Consider the following 24,361-nt stretch of genomic DNA (forward strand, 5'->3'; position numbering starts at 1 on the left):
CCTAACACGGCTCTCAGTCGACGAACACCCGGCTGGGGTGCAATTCACCGGATTTATAGATGCCAACGGCCACGGCCTTGCCTTCGAACGATGCCCAGGCCTCGTCGCCGTATTCAATGTCTGAGGCCAGCACCATGCCCGGATTGCCATTGCGCAGACGGGTTGCCCCCTCGGCGGTGCATTTCAGCTCGGGCAGGTCGGACAGGCCGGTTTCCAGCGGGTGCAGATATTCGTCCAACGCGGTTGTTTTCGCCATTTCGTCGATCTGTTCGATGCTCAACCCGTCCTCGGCCTCGAACGGGCCGGACCAGATGCGGCGCAGTTCCTTGACGTGGCCGTGGCACCCCAGCGCCTCGCCCAGATCGCGGGCAATCGAACGGACATAGCCGCCTTTGCCGCAGGTCATCTCCAGCACCACATGGTCTTCGTCGGGGCGGTCGACAAGGATCAGTTCCTCGACCCAGAGGGGGCGGGCGGTCATCTCCACATCTTCCCCATCGCGGGCCAGTTTATAGGCGCGTTGGCCGTCGATCTTAACCGCCGAGAATTTGGGCGGCACCTGCATGATGTCACCCAGAAACGGGGTCAGCGCCTGTTTGATATCGTCATCCGAGGGCCGCGCATCGCTTTGCGCGATCACTTCGCCCTCGGCATCGTCCGTGTTGGTGGCCTGTCCCAGGCGCACGGTAAAGGTATAGGCTTTCAATGCACCGGTGATGTAGGCAACGGTCTTGGTCGCCTCGCCCAAGGCAATTGCCAGAACGCCGGTCGCCTCGGGATCCAGCGTGCCTGCATGGCCCGCCTTTTTGGCATCCATCGCCCAACGCACCTTGTTGACCACGGCGGTCGAGGTCATGCCCGCGGGCTTGTCCACCACCAGCCAGCCGGAAATGTCGCGACCCTTGCGTTTGCGTCCCATCATGCACCTTGAATCTTGCTAAGGCGCGCGAGTTAACGGATCACTCTGCCGCTGTCAATTTGCGGGCGTTTCTTCGACGACGCCGACAATCGGCCCCAGCGAGAACCCCAGATCCGAGCGGTTGCTGGCCCGCTCATACATCCGCGAGATATTGCCGTCGAAAAACAGCGCGTTTGGTGTGCCAAGCACATCGCGGAACAGACGCCCGAACTCGTGGAAGGTGACATAATCTTCCGAGATCGCAAACACCGCCCGTGTACCATCGGAACTGGTGCCGACCCCATTGCGAACATAAAGCGAGGTCGAATCGGGCAGGAAACGCGGGTGCAGTTCTCCGTCGATCACCAGCATGGGGCCGGATTGGGTGGCAAAGCGGCAGGTGAGGGCCTGATCCACGTAATCAAGCGTTTCAAACACATCCGCCCGGTCCTCGCGGATGCAGAACACGCCATTGGGCAGCAAACCGAAATTGCCGGGGCCGGGGTTGGTGATCACACGCATCTGCTCCTGGCCGTCCTCGACATAATGGCCAACGGGTGAACGGTCGTCGTGATACATGCCCGCGTTCATAGCAAAGGTCAGCCGTTCGCCTTCCGGGGCCAGCACTTCGTTGACCGCCGAAAAATGCCCCAATACCTGACCGTCTTCACCGTTCAGAAAAAGCCTCAGGTCTTCATTGGCGGCATCGACGTTGCAAACCGTATAACGTTTGTCCTCGTGGGTCAGCTTTTCACAAGTGACCGCGCCTGCTTGCGCGGCCCAAAGAAGCGTCGCCAATGTGACAAGCGTGCGGATCACTCGTCCAGATCGCGGCGCACCGCGTCCTGTTCGAACATGCGGCGGGTGTCGTCCAGACGGTCAAACGTGTCATCCAGCCGAAAGCGCAAATCGGGCGCGAATTTCAGGCCGACTTTCTTGCCGACCATGCGCCGCAGCTCACCCTTGTTGCGGGCCAGAAGTTCAATCACGTCCTCCTGCCCTCTGCCGCCAAGGGGTAGCACATAGGCGGTGGCGATCTTCAGATCGGGCGAGGTGCGCACCTCACCCACGGTGATCGACATGCGATTCAGGTCGGGGTCGTGGACATCTCCGCGCGCCAGAACTTCGGACAGGGTGCGGCGGATCAGTTCGCCGACACGCAGCTGCCGTTGGGACGGGCCGGGGCCATCGTGGAATTTGTTCTTTGCCATAATCCCGATCTAAGCGCAAAGCGGGGCTTTGCCAAGCGGGCGCGAACCGGGTAGGAGGCTTTGAGCCGACTTAACGAAAAGGACCAGCGCAATGACCCATATTCCGGGGATCGTCATCACAGGGGCTTCGGGCCGTATGGGACAGATGCTGATCAAGACCGTGACGGACAGCGATCAGGCGCGTCTGGTCGGCGTGGTCGAACGCAAGGACCATGACTGGATCGGTCAGGATGTGGGCACGGTCATGGGCGGGCAGGCACTGGGCGTCACCGTCACCGACGATCCGCTGGAAGCCTTTGCGCAGGCGCAGGCAGTGATCGACTTCACCGCGCCCGAGGCGACACTGGACTTCGCCGCGCTGGCGGCGCAGGCGCGCTGCGTGCATGTGATCGGCACCACCGGCATGTCCGACGAACAGATCGCAGCACTGGAACCCGCGTCGCGCCATGCGGTGATCGTACGAGCCGGAAACATGAGCCTTGGCGTCAACCTTCTGGTGCAATTGACCAAAAAGGTCGCAGCTGCGCTGGATGAGGATTTCGATATCGAGATCATCGAAGGTCACCACCATCACAAGGTAGATGCACCTTCGGGCACCGCCTTGATGCTGGGAGAGGCCGCAGCCGAAGGGCGTGGCGTTGAGTTGTCGGACGTGTCCGACCGGGGTCGGGACGGCATCACCGGTGCGCGCAAGCGTGGAGATATCGGTTTTCACGCTATTCGCGGCGGCGACATCGTGGGGGAACATGATGTCCTGTTCGCCGCCCCTGGAGAACGCATCGTCCTGCGCCATCTGGCCACCGACCGCGCCATCTTTGCCCGCGGCGCGTTGAAAGCGGCGCTGTGGGGGCAGGGCAAATCCCCCGGTCAATATGACATGGTGGATGTGCTTGGGCTGTAAGCCATAGACGGGCCGCTCGACGGCGTTACACTCGGGCGTATGCGGAACCTGACATCACGTGTGATGACCGGATTGGTGCTGGTCCTGTTCTATCTGACCCTGCTGCCCTTCGTCGCGCAGGGGTTTGACATGATCGGCGTCGGGCTGTCTGAGAGCGCGGCACAGAAAAGCTACTTGTTTGCCTATGACCAGAGTGTCGCTAATGCGGCGATGATGTTGCATATCCTTGCCGGAACGGTGTTGGTGGCTCTTGTGCCGCTGCAACTGCTGAAAGGGCTTCGGCTGAAATACAATCGGTTTCACCGCGGCTTGGGTGTGGCTCTGATTGCGTCGGCTTTGATCACCGGACTGGCAGGAATGACCTATATCCCCCTGCGGGGAACGATCGGTGGACCGATGATGTCTGCAGCGTTTTTCTTGTATGGGCTCTGCCTGTTCACTGCAGCTCTGATGGTGGCGCGCATGGCTATATTCGCGGATCGTGCTGGCCATTGGGCATGGGGTCTGCGGCTGTTCTGGCTGGCGCTGGGGTCGTGGCTCTACCGTGTGCATTATACGGTTTGGTATCTGTTGACCGGCGGGTTGGGGTCAGAGCCTGATTTCTCGGGCCCTTTCGATTTGGTTCAGAACTTCGCATTCTTCGTACCGTACCTGCTGGCTACGCAGATTTGGATCGCGCGTAGCCGATCTGCTCATCGGGGGGCTCTGATCACAAATCCCTGATCTTGTCGGCGCGCAGCGGGCAGGCGAGGTAGACGCCAAATTCCTGACCGATATCAGCGCTGACGCGGGCGTGCACCGCACCCTGCCGATCGAGGAACCGCTGGTTGTCTTCAACCGGGAATATCCCCTCGTGCCAGATACCGGGATGGATATACAGCCCGCGCGAACCGTCGCACCAGAACGCCACCACCTTTTCTGGTGTCAGGTTGTCGCCGGGCAACGCGGCAGGAATGATGAAGGGCTTATTGTCGAGCGGCCAGAACATCTGCCCGCCATCCGGGTGGTAGTTCATGTGCCACAGCAGCACCTGATCGCGGGGCGCTGTTTGGCGGCTTGTCTGTGCCTGCTGCGGATCGGTGGACCAGCCGAGGACATAGTGACCATTGACCGCTTCGTTCTCGCCGTAAAGCACGTCGCCCTTCCACTCACCACGAAAGGTACCTTCGACCCAGCCGCCTTCGTCGCCGGTGCCTTCGTCGATCGGCCGCCACCCCTGTTGTGGCCAGCGGGTGATCTCGATCTCGAACCCTTCGGGATCATCGACCAGACACCCATAGCCTTTGACCGAGGCGTCCGTCGCGCGGATCAGGGGAACCTCGTGCCAGGGCAGCGAGGGTTTGGTGCTGGCTTCAAAGATGTATTCCGGGGCGTTCATGCGGCCTCCATGTGCTTGTCGACCATACGCTGCACCATCGGCGCAAAATGTGCAAAGTCCGGGGTTTCCATATCCGCGCGTTTGCCGGCCTCATCCAGATAGCGGACCTGAATGATCTCTTTCAGGTTCGGGTTGGCTTCGAACGCGGCAACTTCTTCGGCGCTCATCGGACCACCTTGCAGTTCCAACGTGTGAACCGACGCCGCGGACAGGCGATTGAAATACTCGGGTTTGGTGGCACAAAGATACCGCTTGGCTGCCACGTGATAGCGGCAGCAATCGGTGATGACCGAGGGGAAGAACTGCTCCAGCACCTCGGCGCCCGCGTCCTCATGATGACGGTCTTCGGTGTCGTCGGGGTGGTAGGTGCCGAACTCGGATGTGAAATGGCCGATGTCGTGCAGCAAAGCGCCCACGATAATTTCCTCGGGCAACCCGTTCTGCTCGGCAATGGTTGCACCTTGCAGCATGTGCTGGGCCATGGTGACAGGCTCGCCCAGATATTCTTCACCGCCGCGGCGCGCAAAGATGTCGCCGATGAAGGCGACGATATTGTCCCGGTTCAGGGTCGAGAAATCAGGTTTCATTCCGCCGCCTCCGGTTGCGCCATCTCCATCGCCGCCAGTGTGGACAGCAACCCGTCCTTGTCGGCGTAACATCCCTGCAACCAGCGCGATCCGGCCCCGGAATAGCCAAGCCGCGCGTGCAGGACGCGGGTGTTGTCGACGATAAAGCTTTCCCCCGGTTCCAGTTTGAACGACACGCCCATCGCCGGATCGTCGATGATATCTCCCAGTTGGCGATAGGCGGCGTAATAAGCCTCCATCTTGTCAAACGGCACATCCACAAAGGGGGCGGAAGAGCGGTTGTTGAAGCGGATGCCGATCAACTCACCATCCGGCGACAACTCGATCATCGGGCGGCGCGACCGCAGGCAGACCCCGTCCGAGCCCTTGTACTCGAACCGCGCCGGATATCCAGCCAGCAGGGCAAAGCCTTCGCGGTTTGCGTCACGCAGTTTTTCGATGGCGCGGAAGCCGTCAACAACGATGGACTCCCCGCCTTCAGCCGAGTTTTCCAGACAATAGAGGATTTGCAAGGTCGGCACCGGGTCGCGATAGGGGTTGTCGGTATGCGCCTGAAGGCCAAGCCCGGTATAGGCAAGGTTTGTCGGGTTCACTTCGGTCCGCACCTCGAAATAGGGGCCATAATTGGTTTCGCGGACATAGCCGAACAGGTCAGCGACCTTCAGCAATGATTCAGGCTCGGTCGGGCCGCCGGTCAGCTTGGCAAAGCCGAACTCGGCCACAGCGGCCAGCCAATTGCGCTTGGCCGCCGGGCTGGCATGGACCTCGTTCCAATCGCCGCTGGGCGCGGCGATGCCACTTTCCCAGGTCGTGATGCCGGGGGCGATGCGACCCAGCGCAATGTCATGATCGCGGTCGTAGCTGTTTTCGGCCAACCAGTCCGCCGGGAAGGTGACGGTTTTGCCCTCAGGCTGGAACGTGACTTGCAGGTCGCCCGCGACCACTTCGGCTGAACTGACCGAGATGTCGGCAGGAATATCGCCGATGGTGATCAGGCGCTGACCGTTGCCCGGCGCTCGGGTATCAGCGTCCAGCGCGTTGTCGCGCAGCCAGATGGCGTGGAAACGGGCCTTGGCCCCGGTGTCGAACGCGACTGTAACAATCGAGGTGTCGTGGGTGGCGGTGCGCAGCATTGGGGGTCTCCTGTTCGGCGCGAGCTTTGGTTGAGCAGATACGACGTTCGTGGCATTACGACAATTAATCCTTATTTCGGCTGAGGCTTGGAAAAACTAATGGCTAAAAATAAGACCGGATTACCGCCGCTGGATTGGTTGCGCGTGTTCGAAGCCGCTGGGCGGCTTGGCGGGTTTTCGGCGGCTGCGAAAGAGTTCGGGTTGACGCAGGCCGCCGTCAGCCAAAGGATCGGCAATCTTGAAGCGTGGCTGGGCCGGTCCCTGTTTGTGCGCGAGGCGCGCGGCGTGTCACTGACGGTCGAAGGTGAAAGCTATCTGCCGCTGGTGCAGGACAGCCTGCTGGCGTTGGAACGCAACACTGAGGATCTGTTTGGAAAATCGCCACGCGAACTCAGGGTCGCCGGGTTGTCATCAAACATCCACGCCCTTGTTGTACCAGCCCTGCCTGTGTTCCGAAATCTGCGCCCCGAGGTGCGGGTGATGACCGACTCGGTTGCGCGCCGGTCGTCGCTGGATGAGGAACGCACCTGGCTGCAAATCCGCTATGGTCGCGGCGTGTGGGCCGGGCGCGACGCGGCGTTGATCGCGCATGAGGTGCTGGTGCCGATGGCCGCGCCGGGCGTTGAATGGGGTTCCCCCCTGATCGATCTGCGCGGCGAGCGTCCGGGCTGGCGCGAGTGGAACCGGAAATACGGGCACGGGGACGTCGCGCCATCACATGTCAGTTTCGATTCGATGGAACATGCTGTTTCGGCGGCACGGCGCGGAATGGGGATTGTGCTGGGCTCGGTTCCGCTGGCGTCCGGTGATCTAAAGGATGGCCGGTTGCGCAGGTTAGAGCTGCCAGAGCTGCAGACCAAGGACGGATATTGGCTGACATGGCCCGAAGATCGGGTGCAGTCCAGGAAACAGCGCGCCCTGATCGATGATTTTCTGAAGGCGCTGCGCGGCTGAGGGCCTAGAAATCGATGGCGATGCCTTTCTTTTCCCAATCACCGTAACGGGCGGGGTCCAGCCCATCGCGCCCGCCCAGTTCCTTGGGCATTTCCCTGGCCTCGGCCCGGGCTTTTTGGCGGCGTTCTTCCGCTTCGGCCAGTGCGCGTTGGGCGGCGGGGGGCAGGTCTTTGCGGTCGTCACTCATGACATCGGGTTCCTTTCCGTGCATAGCCTTGATATACGCCCGCGTCCGCCAATGGCAATGCGGGCACAGGTCACATGAAGGCGGTACCATGACAAACAGCGCGACAGCAGCACGGCGCAGCGCAATCTATCTGTTGGATCAGGTTCTGGGCGAAGGCCGCCTGTTGTCTGAATGCCTCGCTGCGGGCGCTTTGGATCGGTTGGGGCCAGAGGATCGCGCGCGTGCCCAGCGGCTGGCCTCGGAAACCCTGCGCGGGCTGGAGCGCGCCGACCGTCTGCTGGACAACCACCTGAACCGAACACCCGCCCTGACCGTACACAACGCGCTGCGGCTGGGCGCGGTCGAGCTGTGCAGCGGGGAAGCCGCGCATGGGGTGGTGAACTCCATGGTTGAAATCATCAGCCGCTCGCGCAAGCACGGGCGTCTGAAAGGCTTGGTGAATGCCGTTTTACGCAAGGTCGCGTCCGAGGGGCCTGAAGCGTGGCCGAAAATGCGTGTCCCGCGCCTGCGGGAGTGGTTGCGAGACCCGCTGATCGCGGCGTGGGGTGCCGAAGCAGTTGCCGGAATGGAACAGGCGCATTTCGCGGGCGCACCACTGGACCTTACCCTGAAGCCGGGGGCGGAAAGCCCCCCGGGCGAAAAGCTGCCTACCGGGTCTGTGCGTATTCTGGATGCGGGTCAGGTCTCGGCCTTGCCGGGATACAAGGCTGGGGATTGGTGGGTGCAGGACGCGGCAGCCGCGCTGCCGGTGCGTGTTCTGGCACCGAAGGCGGGCGAGAAGGTGTTGGACCTTTGCGCGGCACCGGGCGGTAAAACCATGCAACTGGCTGCGGCGGGCGCGGATGTGACGGCGCTGGATGTATCCGCGGCGCGCACAGAACGCGTGCGCGAAAACCTAGCGCGAACCGGATTGGCGGCAGAAGTCATCGTGGGTGACGCGCTGGACCATCAGGGTCAGTACGACGCGATTTTGCTGGACGCGCCCTGCTCGGCCACGGGTACGATCCGCAGGCATCCTGACTTGCCCTTTGCCAAGGATGGCTCGGAATTTGGCGGATTGATCGAATTGCAGGCGCAGATGCTGGCCCACGCATGGACGCTGCTGAAACCCGGTGGGCGGCTGGTCTATTGCACCTGTTCGCTTTTGCCAGATGAGGGCGAGGTTCAGATCGAAGACGCGCTGGGCATGTATCCGGACATGCGTGTTGATCGCGAGGCACTGAAGCTCTCCGGCATCGAAGACAACTGGATCACCGAGGAAGGCGGCCTGCGTCTACGGCCCGACTACTGGCCCGATCGCGGGGGTATGGACGGGTTCTATGTCGCCTGCCTGAACAAATCCGCCTGAGTGCACGCTTTTCGATGACTTGACGATCGGCGCGGTCTATCGTTGGGTCTCAAGCGCCAGCAGAGCGCAAGGGGCAGAGTAACACGCGCATGTCAAATTCGGACACCATGGCCAGTCGGTGGATGCGGTTGCAGAACCGTTTCTACGCGCGTCTCAGCCAACGGCAAAAGGCAGCTACGGGGTTTGTTGCGCAGCCCCAGCCGCGCACCGTTGGTTCGTTTGCGCGCGGGCGGCAGCTGGTTGCGGGGAATCTCTTGTTCGCCGGCTATTTGGTCGAGGCAGACGATACAGCGTTGTGGGATGTCATTGCCCCCAGCGCCGGCTTTGACGAGGAACGCCATGGTTTTGCATGGCTGGATGATCTGGCCGCCGTCGGTGATATGCGCGCACGGGAAAAAGCGCAGCGCTGGGTCTGGGGCTGGATTGAGGCGCATGGCCGCGGGCAGGGCCCCGGCTGGGTGCCTGACTTGACCGGGCGGAGGGTGATGCGCTGGATCAACCATGCACTCTTTCTGCTGCGCGGGGCAGATGAGAAGCAAAGCAAACTGTTCTTTCGGTCTTTGGCGCAGCAAACATGGTTCCTGTCCAAGCGCTGGCAGGCCGCGACGCCCGGGTTGCCGCGTTTCGAGGCGCTGGCCGGTCTTGTACAAGCCGGGTTGGCGCTGGAGGGGTTGGAGCAGATGGCCGATCCGGCCCTGCGGGCTTTGGCTGGTGAATGTGACCGGCAGGTGGATGCACAGGGCGGTATTCCAACACGCAACCCGGAAGAGCTGCTTGAAGTGTTCATGCTGCTCAGCTGGACGTCGGCGGCGCTCAGCGACCTTGGACGCGGCACACCCGTTGCGCAGGCCAATGCGATCAAGCGGATCGCACCGACCTTGCGCAGTCTGCGCCATGCGGATGGCGCGCTGGCGCGGTTTCACGGTGGCGGGCGCGGGGTCGAAGGGCGGCTGGAACAGGCGCTTGCGCAAAGTGGCGTCAAGCACAAGGCGGCGACCGAACTGCCAATGGGCTATGCCCGCCTGTCCGCAGCGCGCACCACAGTGATCGTGGATGCCAGCGCGCCGCCGTCCGGAGCGGCTTCATTCAACGCGCACGCATCCACGCTGGCGTTCGAGCTGACCTCGGGGCGCCGCCCTTTGATCGTGAATTGTGGATCGGGGGCCAGTTTTGGGCTGGATTGGCGCCGTGCCGGGCGTGCGACGCCTTCTCACTCAACCCTGTGTCTGGACGGGTTCTCGAGCGCGCGGTTGGCCAACCCGTTGCCGGGCCGCGAAAGTCAGGCGCTGGTCGACGCGCCGCGGGACGTTCCGGTCGATTTTGAAGATGCGTTCGAAGGCATCCGTTTCATGGCCGGGCATGATGGGTATGTCAAAGTCTTCGGGCTGACCCACGCGCGCACATTCGAATTGCGTTTTGACGGGCGTGAGCTGACGGTCGAGGATATTCTGCTGACCGCAACCGACAAGGCCAAGCGTCAGTTCGACAGGGCGATGGACGCCTCGGGCCTCAAGGGCATTGGCTATGACATCCGTTTTCATCTGCATCCTGACGTTGATGCTGCGCTGGATCTGGGCGGGGCGGCAGTGTCGATGGCGCTCAAAAGCGGCGAGATCTGGGTTTTCCGCCATGATGGTGTGGGAAAATTATCTGTCGAACCAAGTGTTTACCTTGAAAAAGGCCGTTTAAAGCCACGCGCGACAAAACAGATCGTTCTATCTGGCCGCGCAATGGAGTATGCGACGCGCATCCGGTGGACGCTGAGCAAGGCGCAGGATACAGCCTATGCCGTGCGCGATACGCACCGGGACGAGCCCAAGTTTGACTGACGCCAAAAGGACCTTTGGACCCATGACCGACCTTCACCCCGTGCGCCGCGCGTTGCTTTCCGTTTCCGACAAGACCGGGCTGATCGAGCTGGGCAAGGCGCTGTCCGAGCGCGGGATCGAATTGCTGTCGACTGGCGGCACTGCCAAGGCGCTGCGCGATGCAGGGCTTGAGGTGCGCGATGTCAGCGAAATTACCGGGTTCCCCGAGATGATGGATGGCCGGGTCAAGACGCTGCACCCGATGGTGCATGGCGGGTTGCTTGCGCTGCGCGACAATGACACCCACGTCGCGGCGATGAAGGAACATGGCATCGGTGCCATCGACCTGCTGGTCGTAAATCTCTATCCGTTCGAGGCAACCGTCGCCAAGGGCGCGGGTTATGACGAATGTATCGAGAATATCGACATCGGCGGCCCGGCGATGATCCGCGCGGCCTCCAAAAACCATGCCTTCGTGAACGTGGTGGTGGATGTCGAGGATTATTCCTCCCTGCTGGATCAGCTGGAAGAAAACTACGGCAAGACATCCTATGGCTTCCGCCAGTGGCTGGCGCAAAAGGCCTATGCCCGAACAGCGGCTTATGACGCCGCCGTGTCGAACTGGATGGCCGATGCGCTGCAACTGGACGCCCCCAAGCGCCGCGCATTTGCCGGTGAGTTGAAGCAGACCCTGCGGTATGGCGAAAACAGCCACCAGCAGGCAGCGTTCTATACGGACGGCACCAACCGCCCCGGCGTCGCCACCGCCGTTCAACATCAGGGCAAGGAACTGAGCTATAACAACATCAACGACACGGACGCGGCCTTTGAGCTGGTGGCCGAGTTTGATCCGGCGAAAGGCGCGGCTTGCGCCATCATCAAGCACGCCAACCCTTGCGGTGTAGCCACAGGTGCAACCCTTCTCGAGGCGTACAAGGCGGCATTTGACTGCGACCGCAACTCGGCCTTTGGCGGCATTGTTGCGCTGAACCAGCCGCTGGATGAAGAAACAGCGCAAGAGATTACCGGCATCTTCACCGAGGTTGTGATCGCCCCCGGTGCCTCGGACGAGGCCAAGGCGATTTTTGCTGCCAAGAAAAACCTGCGCCTGCTGACGACCGAGGCGCTGCCGGATGTAACCGAAGGTGGCAAAACCGTCCGTCAGGTGGCTGGTGGGCTGTTGGTGCAGGATAAGGACAACGGGTTTATCGGCATGGACGACCTCAAGGTCGTGACCAAGAAAGCCCCGACCGACGCTCAGATGCGTGACCTGTTGTTCGCGTGGAAAGTGGCCAAGCACGTCAAATCCAACGCCATCGTCTACGTCAAGGATGGCGCAACCGTGGGTGTTGGCGCGGGGCAGATGAGCCGCGTGGATTCGGCCCTGATCGCGGCCAAGAAAGCCGAACGTATGGCCGAAACGCTGGGCTTGCCGCAACCGCTGACCATCGGTTCCGCCGTGGCATCGGATGCGTTTTTCCCCTTCCCCGACGGGTTGATGGAAGCCGCCGAAGCGGGCGCGACCTGCGTCATTCAGCCGGGAGGGTCCATGCGCGACGATGAAGTGATCGCCGCAGCCGATGAGGCCGGTCTGGCGATGGTCTTCACCGGTATGCGTCATTTCCGTCACTGATGCGGTCACGCCTGCTTCTCTGGGCGGCCTTGGTCGCCTTCGCGATCGACCAGATCAGCAAATATCTGGTCGTTCACGTCCTGAGCGTGGCTGAACGGCCCGACGGTATCGATGTTCTGCCACCGCTGCTGGTGTTCAAATACGGCGAGAATCGGGGCATCAATTTCGGCCTGTTTCAGGGCGACTCTGAGGCTGCGCGCTGGTTTTTGATCGGTGTGTCCGTGGTGATCTGCATCGGTGTTCTTGTCTGGCTTGGTCGTTCGACGCGTTCGAAATTCATGTTATTCTGTGGCGGCCTGCTGATCGGCGGAGCGCTTGGGAATGTGGTCGACCGGCTTCTTTATGGGTTTGTTCTGGATTTCCTGAACATGTCCTGCTGTGGCATCAACAACCCGTTTGTGTTCAACTTGGCGGATGTGTTCATATTCGCCGGAGCGCTGGGGCTGGTTTTGTTTGACGGCAAAAAGCCCTCGTGACGCGCGGAATGATATGCGATAAAAGCGCCTGAAACAGGCTGGAGACACCAATGCGGATGCCGCGCGCCATATTTGTTCTGACAGTTGCCGCTGCGGTTGCGGCATGTTCGAATCCCGGACTGCGGGATCTGGCGCCTCCGGGACAGGGTCCGGATGAGTTTTCGGTATTGCCGGTCAAGCCGCTGACCCAGCCTCAGGATTACGCGTTCCTGCCGGCACCGACGCCGGGTGGTGGAAATCTGACAGACCCGACCCCCCAGGCCGATGCGGTGATCGCGCTGGGCGGTAATGCCGCCGCCCTGAACCCCAATGCCGGTGTGCCGTCGTCGGATGCAGCGCTTGTAACGGCGTCCAGCCGTTATGGCGTGCCAGCCGATGCAAGGCAAGTGGTCGAAGCCGAGGATGCCGCGTTCCGCAAACGCCGGGGCCGCTGGACCGGTCTGCGCCTGTTCCCCGTCGACCGCTATAATCAGGTCTACGAACGCCAGTCGATCGATCCGTATTCGGAAACCGATGCCGCCCGCCGGGCCGGGGTCGAAACCCCGACCTCGCCCCCGAATGAATAATTCTTAACTTTCCGTCATCGGGCTTGAACCCGGGCCGCACCACCGTAGTTTGAATACTATAAAACGAAACGGAGGATGCCCCATGGTTCGGGCCCTGGCCTTGTCGGCTGCCCTGATCGCCACCACCCCGGCTTTTGCCGGGGGCGGGAAAGAAGCGGTCACCACATTCACTTTGGACAACGGCATGGATGTCGTCGTGGTCGAAGACCATCGCGCACCTGTCGTGCAGCACATGGTCTGGTACCGCGCCGGATCTGCGGATGAGCCGATCGGATCGTCGGGTGTCGCGCATTTTCTTGAACACCTGCTGTTCAAGGGCACAGATACTTTGGCGCCAGGTGAATTCTCGGCCACCGTCGCGGCCAATGGCGGCAACGACAACGCGTTCACCTCGTATGATTACACTGCCTATTTCCAGCGCGTCGCCGCCGACCGGCTTGAGTTGATGATGCGCATGGAATCGGATCGGATGCGGAACATTCGCCTGAGCGAAGAAGATATCGTGACCGAGCGCGATGTGATCCTTGAGGAACGCAACCAGCGCACCGAAAACAACCCGCGCGCTCTGTTCGGCGAACAGATGGGCGCGGCACAATACCTCAATCACCGTTATGGCGTGCCGATCATCGGCTGGAAGCACGAGATGGAAGAACTGGAACTGGAAGACGCGTTGTCTTTCTACCAGACCCACTATGCGCCCAATAACGCTATTCTGGTTGTCACCGGAGACGTTGAACCCACTGAGGTCCGCACTCTGGCCGATCAGTATTACGGTGTGATCCCGGCCAATGCGGATTTGCCGGAACGGGTCCGGTCGCAGGAGCCCCCGCAAACCGCCGAACGCCGTCTGACTTTCAAGGACCCTCGCGTGGCGCAGCCCTATGTCCAGCGCAGTTACCTTGCGCCCGAACGCGATCCGGGCGATCAGGAAAAGGCGGCAGCCCTGTTTCTGTTGGCGGAACTGCTGGGGGGCAGCACGACCTCTTACCTGAACGAAAAGCTGCAATTCGATCAGAAAATGGCTGTTTATACCGGGGCGTTCTATCGTGACGTCTCGCTGGATGACACAACATTCGACCTGTTGGTGGTTCCCGCCGAAGGGGTTTCCCTGCAAGAGGCCGAAGATGCCATGGACCAGGCCGTGGCCGATTTCATTGCCGAAGGTGTCGACGAGGACGATCTGAACCGCATCAAGATGCAGTTGCGGGCCGCGCAGACCTATGAGCGCGACAATGTGGACGGGATCGGCAACCGCTATGGGCGCGCCCTGACCAGCGGCCTGACAATACAGGACGTGCAGGCATGGCCTGATATTCTTCAGGCTGTGACCGGCGACGAAATCATCGCCGCCGCCCGTGACGTTCTGCAACCCGAGGCCTCGGTCACCGGCTGGCTGATGCGCGATGATGAGGTGACGCAATGAAACGGTTTCTTGCAACGCTGATTGCCTGTCTGGTTGCTCTGCCTGCCTTGGCCGAGATCGAGATTGAAGAAGTGACCTCGCCCGGCGGGATCACCGCATGGCTGGTCGAGGATCACTCGATCCCTTTCACCGCGCTCGAGCTGCGCTTTCGTGGCGGTACGTCGCTGGACGAACCGGACAAGCGCGGCGCCGTCTATCTGATGAGCGGGCTGATCGAGGAAGGGTCCGGCGAAATGGACGCGCGGACCTATGCGCGCGAGCTTGAGGCGCTGGCCGCATCGTTCCGCTATAACGCCGGTGACGACACGGTTTCGATTTCCGCACGTTTTCTGACCGAAAACCGGGATGAGGTTGCCGACCTGCTGCGTGAGACGATTCACGAACCGCGCTTTGATCAGGACGCGGTTGACCGTGTGCGCGCGCAAATCCTGTCCGGGCTGCGATCAGATCAAACCGACCCGAACGAGATTGCAGGCCGCAGCTTTGCCCAGATGGCCTATGGCGATCACCCTTATGGTTCCGAAGGCAAGGGCACGATCGAAAGCGTCTCGGCGCTGACACGGGATGATGTGGTAGCGGCGTATGAAAGCGTTTTTGCCAAGGATCGACTTTATGTGGGGGCCGTCGGCGATATCACGGCCGAAGAACTGGGCGCATTGCTTGACACATTGCTCGCCGACCTGCCGGAAACGGGCAAGCCCATCCCGGGCAAGGCCAACGTGACCATCCCCGGCGGGATCAGTGTTGTCGAGTTTGACACCCCGCAATCCGTGGCGCTGTTTGGCCATGCCGGAATAGATCGGGACGATCCTGATTTCTTTGCCGCCTATATCCTGAACCACATCCTTGGCGGTGGCGGGTTCGAAAGCCGTCTAATGCAGGAGGTGCGTGAAAAGCGTGGCCTGACCTATGGGGTTGGAACCTATCTTGTGCCCAAGGATCTGGCCTCGGTTTACCTGGGGTCGGTGTCATCGGCCAATGACCGCATTGCCGAGGCGATAGAGGTTATTCGCAACGAATGGGCGCATGCTGCCACCGAAGGGGTGACGCAGAAGGAACTGGACGATGCCAAGACCTATCTGACTGGCGCTTATCCGCTGCGCTTTGATGGTAACGGGCAGATTGCCGGGATCATGGTGGGGATGCAGATGGAAGGATTGCCCATCGATTATATCGCCACCCGCAATGACAAGGTGAACGCGGTCACACTGGAAGACGTGAACCGCGTTGCATCCGAACTGTTGGACCCGGACGGCCTGCATTTCACTGTCGTTGGAAAGCCGGTTGGGCTGGAAACTACCAACTGAACTGCAAGGGGTGAGTTGCGGCTCACCCCTTTTTCATACTCCGCAGCATATCGCCCATCATCTGGCCGAACTTGCCCGATCCGCGCTGATAAAGTGCCCCATCCACGGCCAGAACCGTGCCGCTGATATAGCTGGCCAGATCCGAGCTGAGGAACAGGCAGGCATTGGCCACGTCCTGCGGCTGGCCCCAGCGGCCCAACGGCACGTCGCGGCGCAGTTCTTCGTGGGCGTTTTTGGTGGGCGCAAGGCGTTTCGCACCCTCGGTGCCTTCGATGAACCCCGGCACAACCGAATTCACCCTGATCCCTTCGACACCCCATTCCATCGACAGCGTGCGGGTGATCTGATCCACCCCCGCCTTGGCGGCGCAAACATGCGACTGGCCTTCGTACGGCAGGTAGGACTGCGGGGCCGAGATATTGATGATGCTGGCACCGGGGCGTTTGAGGAACGGATACGCCCCCTTCATCACGTGGATCGTGCCCATCAGGTCGATATCGATCACGGTCTTGAACGCGTTGACCGACATCTCGGACGCCAGCGCCGGGAAGTTGCCCGCCGCGCCCGAGATCAGCACATCGAAATCCCCAAAGGCGTCATGGAATTGCTTCAGTCCCGCCGCCACAGCGTCGGCATCACGCACATCAAACGCAGCCCCAATCGCATCCTGTGCGCCTGCGGCTTTCAGCGCGGCGATGGTGTCATCGACCTTTTCCCGCGACCGGCTGGCCACGGCCAGTTTGGCGCCCGAGGCTGCAAAAGCCTCGGCAATGCCGCGATTGATACCGCTGGTTCCGCCAATGATGATGACGGTTTTTCCTGAAAAATCGCCGGTTAAATCCATGTAGGCCTCCCTTGGCAGGGAGCCCTACTCGCCGTAGGGCACCCAGATGTTTTTCACTTCGGTTGCAGCCTGAAGGAAGCGGCGGGAATGGTCCATGCTCCAATCAAATGCCGTCGCGTTATTGACCCAGGTCCGTTTCAGGTTCCCGGCTGAAACGACCTCGATCTCTTTCGACAGGTCGGTGGACGAGAACGACCAGACCGCGTCGACGTTCAGATGCGAGGCCAGCGGTTTCGCCAGTTCAGCATGGCTGCCGGTCAGGATGTTGACCACACCGGCAGGGACGTCCGAAGTCTCAAGGATCTGGTAGAAATCCGTCGCCGCCAGCGGGTAGGGTTCAGAAGCCACCAGAACCGTCCGGTTACCCATCGCAATCGCAGGCGCCATGGCCGAGACCAGACCCAGCAGCGGTGCCTCATCCGCGCAAAGCGCACCGATCACGCCAACGGGTTCCTTCATGGCGATGGCCACGCCCCGGATCGGAACACCATGGACCTGGCCGTCATACTTGTCGGCCCAGGCGGCGGCGGTGAACAGGCGTTGGATCGAAGCCTCAACTTCTTTCGCGCCGTCTTTCCTACCGGTCATGGCGTCGATCCGCGCTGCGAATTCACCGGCGCGGGCCGATAGGTTTTCGCCGATGTAATACAGGATCTGGGCCCGCAGATGGCCGGTGGTTCTGGACCAGCTTTTGGCACCTGCCGCAGCCTCGACCGCGTTGCGCACGTCCTTGCGGTTGGCAAGACCCACATGGCCCAGCAGGCCGGACTTGCCCCAAACCGGTTTCGAATAACCACCATCGGGTCGCGCCTGCTTGCCGCCGACATACAACTTGGCAGTGCGGTCAATCGGGTCGACCGGTGCCCCTTCGCCCATGGCTGCCTCGACCTTTGCCAGCGGCTTGGCCTTACCCTTGGGTCTGGTATAGGCGGTCAGCCCTTCCCAACCACCTTCGCGGCCAAAGCCGCTTTCGCGGACCCCACCGAACCCGGCAGCAGCGTCAAACAGATTGGTGGCATTCACCCAGACGACGCCCGCAACCAGCTTGGGCGCGATATCCAGCGCAAGGTTCACATTCTCGGTCCAGACGGTCGCCGCCAGACCATACCGGGTGTTGTTGGCCAACTCGACGGCCTCTTCCGGTGTGCGGAAAGTCGAAGACACCAGCACCGGACCAAAGATCTCTTCCTGCATCAACGGGTCCGAGGTCTCGAGCCCCGAGATCAGTGTCGGCGGGTAGTAGCAGCCGTTTGCGGGAAGATCGCAGGCAGCTTGATGCACATGGCCCGCTGTGTTGCTTTCGACCATTCCTTTGATGGTCTGCAACTGAACCGGGTCCACAACCGCGCCCACGTCGATACATTTGTCCAGCGGATTGCCGACACGCAGCGTGTCCATCCGGGCGCGCAGCTTGTCGTGGAAACGGTCGGCGATGCCTTCCTGCACCAGCAGGCGCGAACCTGCACAGCAGACCTGACCCTGATTGAACCAGATCGCATCCACCAGCCCTTCGATGGCCGAGTCGATATCGGCGTCATCAAAGACGATGTACGCGGATTTGCCGCCCAACTCCAATGTCAGTTCCTTGCCAGATCCGGCAGTGGCCTCACGGATGCGGCGGCCCACAACAGTCGAGCCGGTAAAGGCAATCTTGTCCACGTCCGAGGCCACGATCATCTCGCCCACGGCACCGTCTCCGGTCACGATGTTGACGACACCTTTCGGCAGACCGGCCTGTGTGCAGATATCGGCAAATAACAGCGCCGTCAGCGAGGTATATTCAGCGGGTTTCATAACCACCGTATTTCCCATTGCCAGCGCAGGCGCGATCTTCCACGCCAACATCAGCAGGGGGAAGTTCCACGGAATGATCTGACCGCACACACCCAACGCTTCAGCGTCGGGCAGCTCGCTTTCCATCAGCTGCGCCATACCGGCGTGGTAATAGAAATGCCGCTGCGCCAGCGGAATATCGATGTCACGCGATTCCCGGATCGGTTTGCCGTTGTCGAGGCTTTCCAGCACCGCAAACAGACGCGAATGCTTTTGCAGCAGTCGCGCAATTGCATAGAGATACCGCGCACGGCCCGCGCCGCCCAGTTTCTCCCATTTCGGCTGAGCCTTGCGCGCGGCGGCAACAGCGGCGCTCACGTCGGCCTGCTTGGCCTGCGTCAGCTTGGCCAGAACCTCCCCGGTCGCCGGGTTGCGGCTGTCAAACCCTTTGCCCGGCTTGGTGAAAGCACCGTCGATATAGTGTCCGAACTTGTCGCCCTGATCGACCAGCCAGGCCAGTGCCTCGGCGGCGCTTTCGGGGGCGGGGCCGTATTCCATGGTCTCAAAAATCTCTTTGACTGTCATGACTTCATCTTTTCCCAAATACTCACTGTCCAGACATATCCGCGGGCTCAGCCCATCGAGTGTCTGTAACCAGCCGAGTAAGCCCCGGTGACATAGTGTTCCAACTGCCGCTCGATATCGCCCAGCAACGATGAGGCGCCAAAGCGGAACAGATCCGGTTCCAGCCAGCGGTCACCCAGCTCGTCCTTGATCAGCGACAGATAAACCAGCGCGTCCTTGGCTTTCGAAATACCACCTGCAGGCTTGTAGCCGACCCGATATCCGGTGCGGTCATAGTAATCGCGGATCGCGCGGATCATCACCAGCGACACGGGCAGGGTGGCGTTGACGCTTTCCTTGCCGGTCGAGGTCTTGATGAAATCCGCCCCGGCCATCATGCACACCAGCGAGGCGCGCGCGACATTGCGCAGGCTACCCAATTCTCCGGTCGCAAGAATGGCTTTGACATGGGCATCGCCACAAGCCACGCGGAACGCCTTCATCTCATCATACAGGGCCTGCCAGTCCCCCGACAGCACGTGACGGCGCGAGATTACGATGTCGATTTCCTCGGCCCCGCCCTTCACGCTTTCCTCGATCTCGGCCACGCGCAGATGGAACGGGGACAGGCCTGCGGGAAAGCCGGTGGACACGGCAGCGACCGGAATGCCAGTGCCTTTCAGGGCGTCCACGGCGGTTTCGATCATGTCGTGATAGACACAAACCGCCCCGGTCGTGATCGGCGGCATGTCCAGCGCCTGAAGGACCGAAGGCGCAACCGGCTGACGGGCCTTTGCACACAGGCGGCGCACACGGCCCACCGTATCATCGCCCGACAGCGTGGTCAGGTCGATCATCGTGATGGCTTTCAGCAGCCACGCAGCCTGATATTCCTTCTTGACCGAACGGCGGCCCGGCAATGTGGCCGCACGGCGTTCAATCGCGGAAGTATTGGCCTGAACGGCGCGCACCCAGTCCAGATCCAGTTCCATTCCGGGGTTCCGGGGTTCGGTCACTTGCGGCAGATGCGCGGTGCGCACGGGGCTTTCTGAGCTCTGCGTATCCATGGTTACGTCCTTTGGGAGGTTTGCGACAAAATCGCACGGGTGGCCCGGGAATGGAAGGTGTTCCGGCGCAATGATCGAATATTTTTGACCATTTGGACAAATAATTGAGGTTTTCTTGCGAATAATTCTCATTAGCGTTGACTTAGTTGCGAATGGTTCTCATATTTGATCCAACACGTATCCAAATCGAGGTTGGAAATGATTCGTCGGCATTGCCTTGCATTTTTGGCTCTGGCCCTTTCGGTGCCAGCCATGGCTTTTGCCGGGGCACCGCTGAAAGTGGTGGCCACGACGGGCATGATTGCAGATGCGGCCCGTCAGGTCGGTGGTGATCTGGTTGAGGTCAGAGGGCTTATGGGCCCCGGCGTTGATCCCCACGCCTATCGCCAGACGCGCAGCGATATTGTTGCGATGACACGGGCAGACCTGGTTCTGTGGCACGGCCTGTATCTCGAAGCGCAAATGGAAGACTTTTTTCATGACCTCGTGCGGAAACGGACCGTCATTGCGGTTGCAGAAGGCGTAGATCAGTCCATGCTGCGTGCGCATGATGATTATGCCGACAAGTATGATCCGCATGTCTGGATGACACCCGCTTTGTGGCGCGAGGTTGTTCTGGAAGTGCAGCGCGCTTTGATCGAGGTGCGCCCCGAAGCAGCCGAGGTTTTTGCCGCGAATGCACAAGCCCATCTGGCCGACATAGACCGTCTGACGGCCTATGCCGAGAAAACCCTGTCTTCGGTACCGGACCACAACAAGGTTCTGGTCACAGCCCACGACGCCTTCGGCTATTTCGGTGAAAGTTTCGGGTTCGAGGTTCTGGGCATTCAGGGCATCTCGACCCAATCCGAGGCTGGCCTGAACCGGATCGGAGAGCTGGTTGACCTGTTGGTTGATCGCCGGATCACGGCGGTCTTCGTCGAAAGCTCGGTTTCTGACCGGTCGATCCGCGCGCTGATCGAAGGGGCCGCAGCCAAAGGGCACGAGGTGAAGGTCGGGGGCGAGTTGTTCTCGGACGCCATGGGCGAGGATGGCACCTATGAAGGCACTTATATCGGGATGCTGGATCACAATATCACCGTCATCGCAGGCGCATTGAGCGGGGATGTTCCCGATCGCGGCATGGACGGCAAACTGTCAGCGGGGTTCTGAAAGATGCTGGGGCTGATCAGCAACGAAGGTGTGACGATCCAGGAACAAAATCTGGATGACAGCCCTCTGGCTGTGCGGGGCCTGACGGTTTCCTACGGGCAGAAGCCAGCGGTCTTTTCGGTTGATATGACGGTTGAGCCCGGCGCGATGACCGCCATTATCGGGCCAAACGGCGCTGGAAAGTCAACGCTGCTCAAGGCGGCGCTTGGCATCGTTACGCCTTTGTCGGGGCAGGTGACCGTGTTTGGTCAGCCGCTGAATTCGCAGCGCGCACGTGTTGCCTATGTTCCCCAGCGTGCCAGTGTGGACTGGGATTTCCCGACACGGGTGATCGACGTGGTTCTGATGGGTCTGTCGCGTGAACTGGGCCTGTTGGGCCGCTTGCACGCGCGCCACAAGGCCCGTGCGATGGATTGCCTGAACCGTGTCGGAATGCGCGATTTCGCGGATCGCCAGATTGGCCAGCTGTCCGGTGGCCAGCAACAGCGTGTGTTTCTGGCGCGTGCTCTGGCTCAGGATGCTGATCTGTACCTGCTGGACGAGCCGTTTGCCGGTGTCGACGCCGCCACCGAAAAAGCCATCATCGCGGTGCTGAAATCCCTGAAAGAGGCCGGTAAGACAGTTGTTGTCGTGCATCACGATCTGGCCACCGTGACCGACTATTTCGACCACGTTTTCCTGATCAATACCCGCAAGGTGGCCGAGGGGCCGGTGGCCGAGGCGTTCACGGCGGATTCGCTGCAATCGGCCTATGGTGGCAGGTTGGCGACGGCACAGATCGATCAGATTTCACGCGCGCTGGGATAGTTCATGCTTTGGGATGCTCTGACCCTTCAGCTTGGCTATAACGCCACGCTGGTTGCCATCGGTGCGACATTGCTGGGCGTGTCGGCGGGCGTGACGGGGACATTCCTATTTCTGCGCAAGCGTGCTCTGGTCAGCGACGCCATCAGCCATGCAACCCTGCCGGGCGTCTGTATCGCTTTCATGGTGCTGGTCGCGCTGGGCGGGGACGGGCGCAACCTGCCGGGCCTTTTAGTGGGGTCCGCTATTTCCGCCTGGGTTGGTCTGTTGTGCATGAATTGGCTGACACGACGCACCCGCCTGGCCGAGGACGCAGCGATCGGTGCGGTTCTGTCCGTGTTCTTCGGCTTTGGGATCGTGCTGCTGACGGTCATCCAAACCATGGGGGTTGGCCGCCAGGCCGGGCTGGAAGGTTTCCTGTTGGGTTCGACCGCCGGAATGCTGTGGGCCGATGCGGTGATCATCGCACTTGGTGGCGCTTTGACCTTGGCTCTGGTGCTGATCATCCGCCGTCCGATGACCCTTGTCGCATTCGATCCCGAATACGCAGCGGCGCGCGGGTTGCCAGTGCATCGTATCGACCTGGCCATGATGGGGTTGGTCATGGCCGTGACCGTGGTCGGTCTGAAAATCGTCGGCCTGATCCTGATCGTGGCGTTGCTGATCATTCCGGCGGTGACCGCCCGGTTCTGGTCTGACCGCTCGGAACGCGTTGTTCTGCTGGCCGGGTTGGCAGGTGGTCTGGCCGGATATATCGGCGCTGCCATATCCGCATCTGCGCCCAATCTTCCAACCGGCCCGATCATCGTACTGGTCAGCTTTGCCTTTTTCCTTGCATCCCTCTTCTTCGCCCCGATGCGCGGCGTTCTGGCGGCGGTGCTGCGGCATCTGCGGTTTCAGCGCCGGGTGCATATTCGTCAGGGACTTCTGGCGCTGGCACAAGGGCAGAAGATCTATGAACCCCTGACCCTGCGTTTGCTGCGGCGTGCCGGGCTGGTCCGGGCGGATGGCGTGGCGACGGACACCGGCAAGGCCCGCGCGGCCAAGGCCCTGCGGGATGAAAAGCGATGGGAAATCGTGCGCGCCGATCAGGCGCACGAGGCGACAGCTGCGCTCTACGACGGATTGCGCGATATCGAGACCGTTCTGACACGGGACCAGATTGATGAGATCGACCGCCAGATTGGCGGACCGCAGGGGCTACCAGCATGAGTGGTGAAGAATTCGTTCCGCTGTCTCTGACGCCGCTGCTGATCGGAACATTCGCAGCCATCGCCTGTGCCTTGCCCGGCAACTTTCTTGTGTTGCGAAAACAGGCTCTGATCGGCGATGCGATCAGCCATGTGGTTCTGCCGGGTATCGTTGTTGCGTTTCTGTTGACCGGGGCCATATCCACCTGGCCGATGATGTTGGGTGCGGCAGGGGCCGCGGTTCTGGCCGTGGTCCTGATCGAGGCCATTCGCCGGCTGGGGCAGATCGAACCCGGGGCTGCCATGGGCGTGGTCTTTACCACCATGTTCGCGGCAGGCGTCCTGCTGCTTGAGCAGACGGATACGTCAACCGTGCATCTGGATGTGGAACATGCGCTTTACGGCAATCTCGAAAGCCTGATCTGGCTGGACGCGACCGGGTGGTCTTCGTTGCTGGACGCTCAGGCCCTTGCCGGATTGCCCCCGGAACTGCCCCGTATTGCGCTGACACTGGTGGGTGTGATGCTGTTTACATGGCTGTTCTGGCGGCCGCTGAAAATATCCACCTTTGACGAAGGTTTCGCTCGCACGATTGGTATTCGTACGGGACTTCTGGGTATGGCGCTCGTCATCACTGCGGCCATCGCGGCGGTCGCCGCCTTCGACGCGGTAGGCTCGATCATCGTGATCGCGATGTTTATCTGCCCTCCGGCAGCTGCGCGGATGCTGACCAACCGGCTTGAGGCACAGATTGGCTGGAGTGTCGTGATAGCCGTAACCTCTGCCGTGACGGGGTATGTGCTGGCAGGCTACGGGCCCCTGTGGCTGGGCGCAGCGGATGCGGTCAGTGCGGCAGGGATGATCGCAACGATGTCCGGGCTGATCCTGGCGCTGGCGGCCATGTTTGGCCCATGCCGCACACGCGTTGGTGTTCAGACGTCAGCCTGAGACGGCATTTTCCTGCCGCAGATGCCTATGCGTCATCGGCCAAACTCTGCCCAGATGCCGTTAAGGTTAATCTTAAGCAGATTTTTGGGAAGTCTCGTGCTAAAGGGCTGCCCATTGATTAGCTGAACACACCACTCACTTTGGTACGCCCGGATAGTACGGAATGGGGATTCATTCACGGCCATCCGGGCGCCCCTTTCCGATCAGAA

The 24,361-nt window shown here is 61.0% G+C and carries 24 protein-coding genes; 14 read left to right on the forward strand and 10 right to left on the reverse strand.

The genetic code is table 11. From position 1 onward, the window contains the following. Positions 1-13 precede the first annotated feature (13 nt). Genes truB through rbfA form a run of 3 tightly spaced genes read right to left on the reverse strand, consistent with a single transcriptional unit; the run spans position 14 to position 2,109 of the window. Entirely contained in the window at positions 14-919 is a 906-nt protein-coding gene (gene truB / locus AC2FLO_RS02315; RefSeq protein WP_496811618.1) for a tRNA pseudouridine(55) synthase TruB, read from the reverse strand. Between the two features lie 54 nt (positions 920-973). Then, positions 974-1,717 (reverse strand): phosphodiester glycosidase family protein, encoded by a 744-nt coding sequence (locus AC2FLO_RS02320; RefSeq protein ID WP_496754595.1) that lies wholly within the window; start codon positions 1,715-1,717, stop codon positions 974-976. After that, complete coding sequence (gene rbfA / locus AC2FLO_RS02325; RefSeq protein WP_209505090.1) at positions 1,714-2,109, reverse strand: 30S ribosome-binding factor RbfA; 396 nt, start codon at positions 2,107-2,109, stop codon at positions 1,714-1,716. The genes AC2FLO_RS02320 and rbfA overlap by 4 nt, the downstream gene beginning before the upstream one ends. A gap of 91 nt (positions 2,110-2,200) precedes the next feature. Between rbfA and dapB the strand changes: the two genes are divergently transcribed. Further along, a complete protein-coding gene (gene dapB, locus AC2FLO_RS02330; RefSeq protein WP_480554405.1) occupies positions 2,201-3,010 on the forward strand; it encodes a 4-hydroxy-tetrahydrodipicolinate reductase in 810 nt (269 codons plus the stop codon). A gap of 39 nt (positions 3,011-3,049) precedes the next feature. Next, a complete protein-coding gene (locus tag AC2FLO_RS02335) occupies positions 3,050-3,733 on the forward strand; it encodes a DUF2306 domain-containing protein (RefSeq protein ID WP_480554406.1) in 684 nt (227 codons plus the stop codon). Here the strand turns inward: AC2FLO_RS02335 and AC2FLO_RS02340 are convergent. From AC2FLO_RS02340 to tmpA, 3 genes are read right to left on the reverse strand one after another with little or no spacing between them, the layout of a single operon-like run. Beyond that, on the reverse strand, positions 3,720-4,388 hold the full coding sequence (locus AC2FLO_RS02340; protein ID WP_267363508.1) for an ureidoglycolate lyase: 669 nt from the start codon (positions 4,386-4,388) through the stop codon (positions 3,720-3,722). The genes AC2FLO_RS02335 and AC2FLO_RS02340 overlap by 14 nt on opposite strands. Continuing rightward, positions 4,385-4,975, reverse strand: coding sequence for a (R)-1-hydroxy-2-trimethylaminoethylphosphonate oxygenase (tmpB, locus tag AC2FLO_RS02345; protein WP_480560513.1), 591 nt, complete (start codon positions 4,973-4,975; stop codon positions 4,385-4,387). The genes AC2FLO_RS02340 and tmpB overlap by 4 nt, the downstream gene beginning before the upstream one ends. Next, positions 4,972-6,108 (reverse strand): 2-trimethylaminoethylphosphonate dioxygenase, encoded by a 1,137-nt coding sequence (tmpA, locus tag AC2FLO_RS02350; RefSeq protein ID WP_496754598.1) that lies wholly within the window; start codon positions 6,106-6,108, stop codon positions 4,972-4,974. The genes tmpB and tmpA overlap by 4 nt, the downstream gene beginning before the upstream one ends. A gap of 99 nt (positions 6,109-6,207) precedes the next feature. Between tmpA and AC2FLO_RS02355 the strand changes: the two genes are divergently transcribed. Beyond that, positions 6,208-7,062: a LysR family transcriptional regulator gene (locus AC2FLO_RS02355; RefSeq protein ID WP_496754599.1), complete on the forward strand. Its 855-nt coding sequence runs from the start codon at positions 6,208-6,210 to the stop codon at positions 7,060-7,062. 4 nt (positions 7,063-7,066) lie between these two features. Here the strand turns inward: AC2FLO_RS02355 and AC2FLO_RS02360 are convergent, their stop codons facing one another. Then, entirely contained in the window at positions 7,067-7,249 is a 183-nt protein-coding gene (locus AC2FLO_RS02360; RefSeq protein ID WP_480474237.1) for a DUF1674 domain-containing protein, read from the reverse strand. Between the two features lie 88 nt (positions 7,250-7,337). Here AC2FLO_RS02360 and AC2FLO_RS02365 point away from each other — a divergent pair, with 88 nt between their 5' ends. The 7 genes from AC2FLO_RS02365 (at position 7,338) to AC2FLO_RS02395 (ending at position 15,810) form a co-directional block, all read left to right on the forward strand. Beyond that, on the forward strand, positions 7,338-8,597 hold the full coding sequence (locus tag AC2FLO_RS02365) for an RsmB/NOP family class I SAM-dependent RNA methyltransferase (RefSeq protein WP_496754600.1): 1,260 nt from the start codon (positions 7,338-7,340) through the stop codon (positions 8,595-8,597). Between the two features lie 89 nt (positions 8,598-8,686). Then, a complete protein-coding gene (locus AC2FLO_RS02370) occupies positions 8,687-10,426 on the forward strand; it encodes a heparinase II/III family protein (RefSeq protein ID WP_496754601.1) in 1,740 nt (579 codons plus the stop codon). Positions 10,427-10,448: 22 nt separating this feature from the next. After that, positions 10,449-12,038: a bifunctional phosphoribosylaminoimidazolecarboxamide formyltransferase/IMP cyclohydrolase gene (gene purH / locus AC2FLO_RS02375; protein ID WP_496754602.1), complete on the forward strand. Its 1,590-nt coding sequence runs from the start codon at positions 10,449-10,451 to the stop codon at positions 12,036-12,038. Next, on the forward strand, positions 12,038-12,514 hold the full coding sequence (lspA, locus tag AC2FLO_RS02380; RefSeq protein WP_496754603.1) for a signal peptidase II: 477 nt from the start codon (positions 12,038-12,040) through the stop codon (positions 12,512-12,514). The genes purH and lspA overlap by 1 nt, the downstream gene beginning before the upstream one ends. Positions 12,515-12,564: 50 nt before the next feature. Beyond that, positions 12,565-13,080 carry a DUF3035 domain-containing protein gene (locus AC2FLO_RS02385; protein ID WP_480482853.1) on the forward strand — a complete coding sequence of 172 codons (516 nt, stop codon included), beginning with the start codon at positions 12,565-12,567 and terminating at the stop codon, positions 13,078-13,080. Positions 13,081-13,162: 82 nt separating this feature from the next. Further along, entirely contained in the window at positions 13,163-14,503 is a 1,341-nt protein-coding gene (locus tag AC2FLO_RS02390) for a M16 family metallopeptidase (protein WP_496754604.1), read from the forward strand. Then, positions 14,500-15,810 (forward strand): M16 family metallopeptidase, encoded by a 1,311-nt coding sequence (locus AC2FLO_RS02395; RefSeq protein WP_496754605.1) that lies wholly within the window; start codon positions 14,500-14,502, stop codon positions 15,808-15,810. The genes AC2FLO_RS02390 and AC2FLO_RS02395 overlap by 4 nt, the downstream gene beginning before the upstream one ends. Before the next feature lie 22 nt (positions 15,811-15,832). Here the strand turns inward: AC2FLO_RS02395 and AC2FLO_RS02400 are convergent, their stop codons facing one another. From AC2FLO_RS02400 to deoC, 3 genes are read right to left on the reverse strand one after another with little or no spacing between them, the layout of a single operon-like run. Next, complete coding sequence (locus AC2FLO_RS02400) at positions 15,833-16,654, reverse strand: SDR family oxidoreductase (RefSeq protein WP_496754607.1); 822 nt, start codon at positions 16,652-16,654, stop codon at positions 15,833-15,835. A gap of 24 nt (positions 16,655-16,678) precedes the next feature. Beyond that, positions 16,679-19,012, reverse strand: coding sequence for an aldehyde dehydrogenase family protein (locus tag AC2FLO_RS02405; protein WP_496754608.1), 2,334 nt, complete (start codon positions 19,010-19,012; stop codon positions 16,679-16,681). A gap of 47 nt (positions 19,013-19,059) precedes the next feature. After that, positions 19,060-20,058 carry a deoxyribose-phosphate aldolase gene (deoC, locus tag AC2FLO_RS02410; protein ID WP_496754609.1) on the reverse strand — a complete coding sequence of 333 codons (999 nt, stop codon included), beginning with the start codon at positions 20,056-20,058 and terminating at the stop codon, positions 19,060-19,062. A 198-nt stretch (positions 20,059-20,256) separates the two neighbouring features. On the opposite strand from deoC, the gene AC2FLO_RS02415 reads away from it, so the two are divergent. From AC2FLO_RS02415 to AC2FLO_RS02430, 4 genes are read left to right on the forward strand one after another with little or no spacing between them, the layout of a single operon-like run. After that, positions 20,257-21,210: a metal ABC transporter solute-binding protein, Zn/Mn family gene (locus AC2FLO_RS02415; RefSeq protein WP_496754610.1), complete on the forward strand. Its 954-nt coding sequence runs from the start codon at positions 20,257-20,259 to the stop codon at positions 21,208-21,210. Between the two features lie 3 nt (positions 21,211-21,213). After that, positions 21,214-22,017, forward strand: a complete 804-nt coding sequence (locus AC2FLO_RS02420) for a metal ABC transporter ATP-binding protein (protein WP_480587694.1) — start codon at positions 21,214-21,216, stop codon at positions 22,015-22,017. 3 nt (positions 22,018-22,020) lie between these two features. After that, on the forward strand, positions 22,021-23,226 hold the full coding sequence (locus AC2FLO_RS02425) for a metal ABC transporter permease (RefSeq protein WP_496754611.1): 1,206 nt from the start codon (positions 22,021-22,023) through the stop codon (positions 23,224-23,226). Continuing rightward, entirely contained in the window at positions 23,223-24,152 is a 930-nt protein-coding gene (locus AC2FLO_RS02430; protein WP_496754612.1) for a metal ABC transporter permease, read from the forward strand. Before AC2FLO_RS02425 ends, AC2FLO_RS02430 begins: the two co-directional genes overlap by 4 nt. The last annotated feature ends 209 nt before the right edge of the window (positions 24,153-24,361 follow it).

The organism is Ruegeria sp. TASC047 (genome assembly GCF_059612445.1).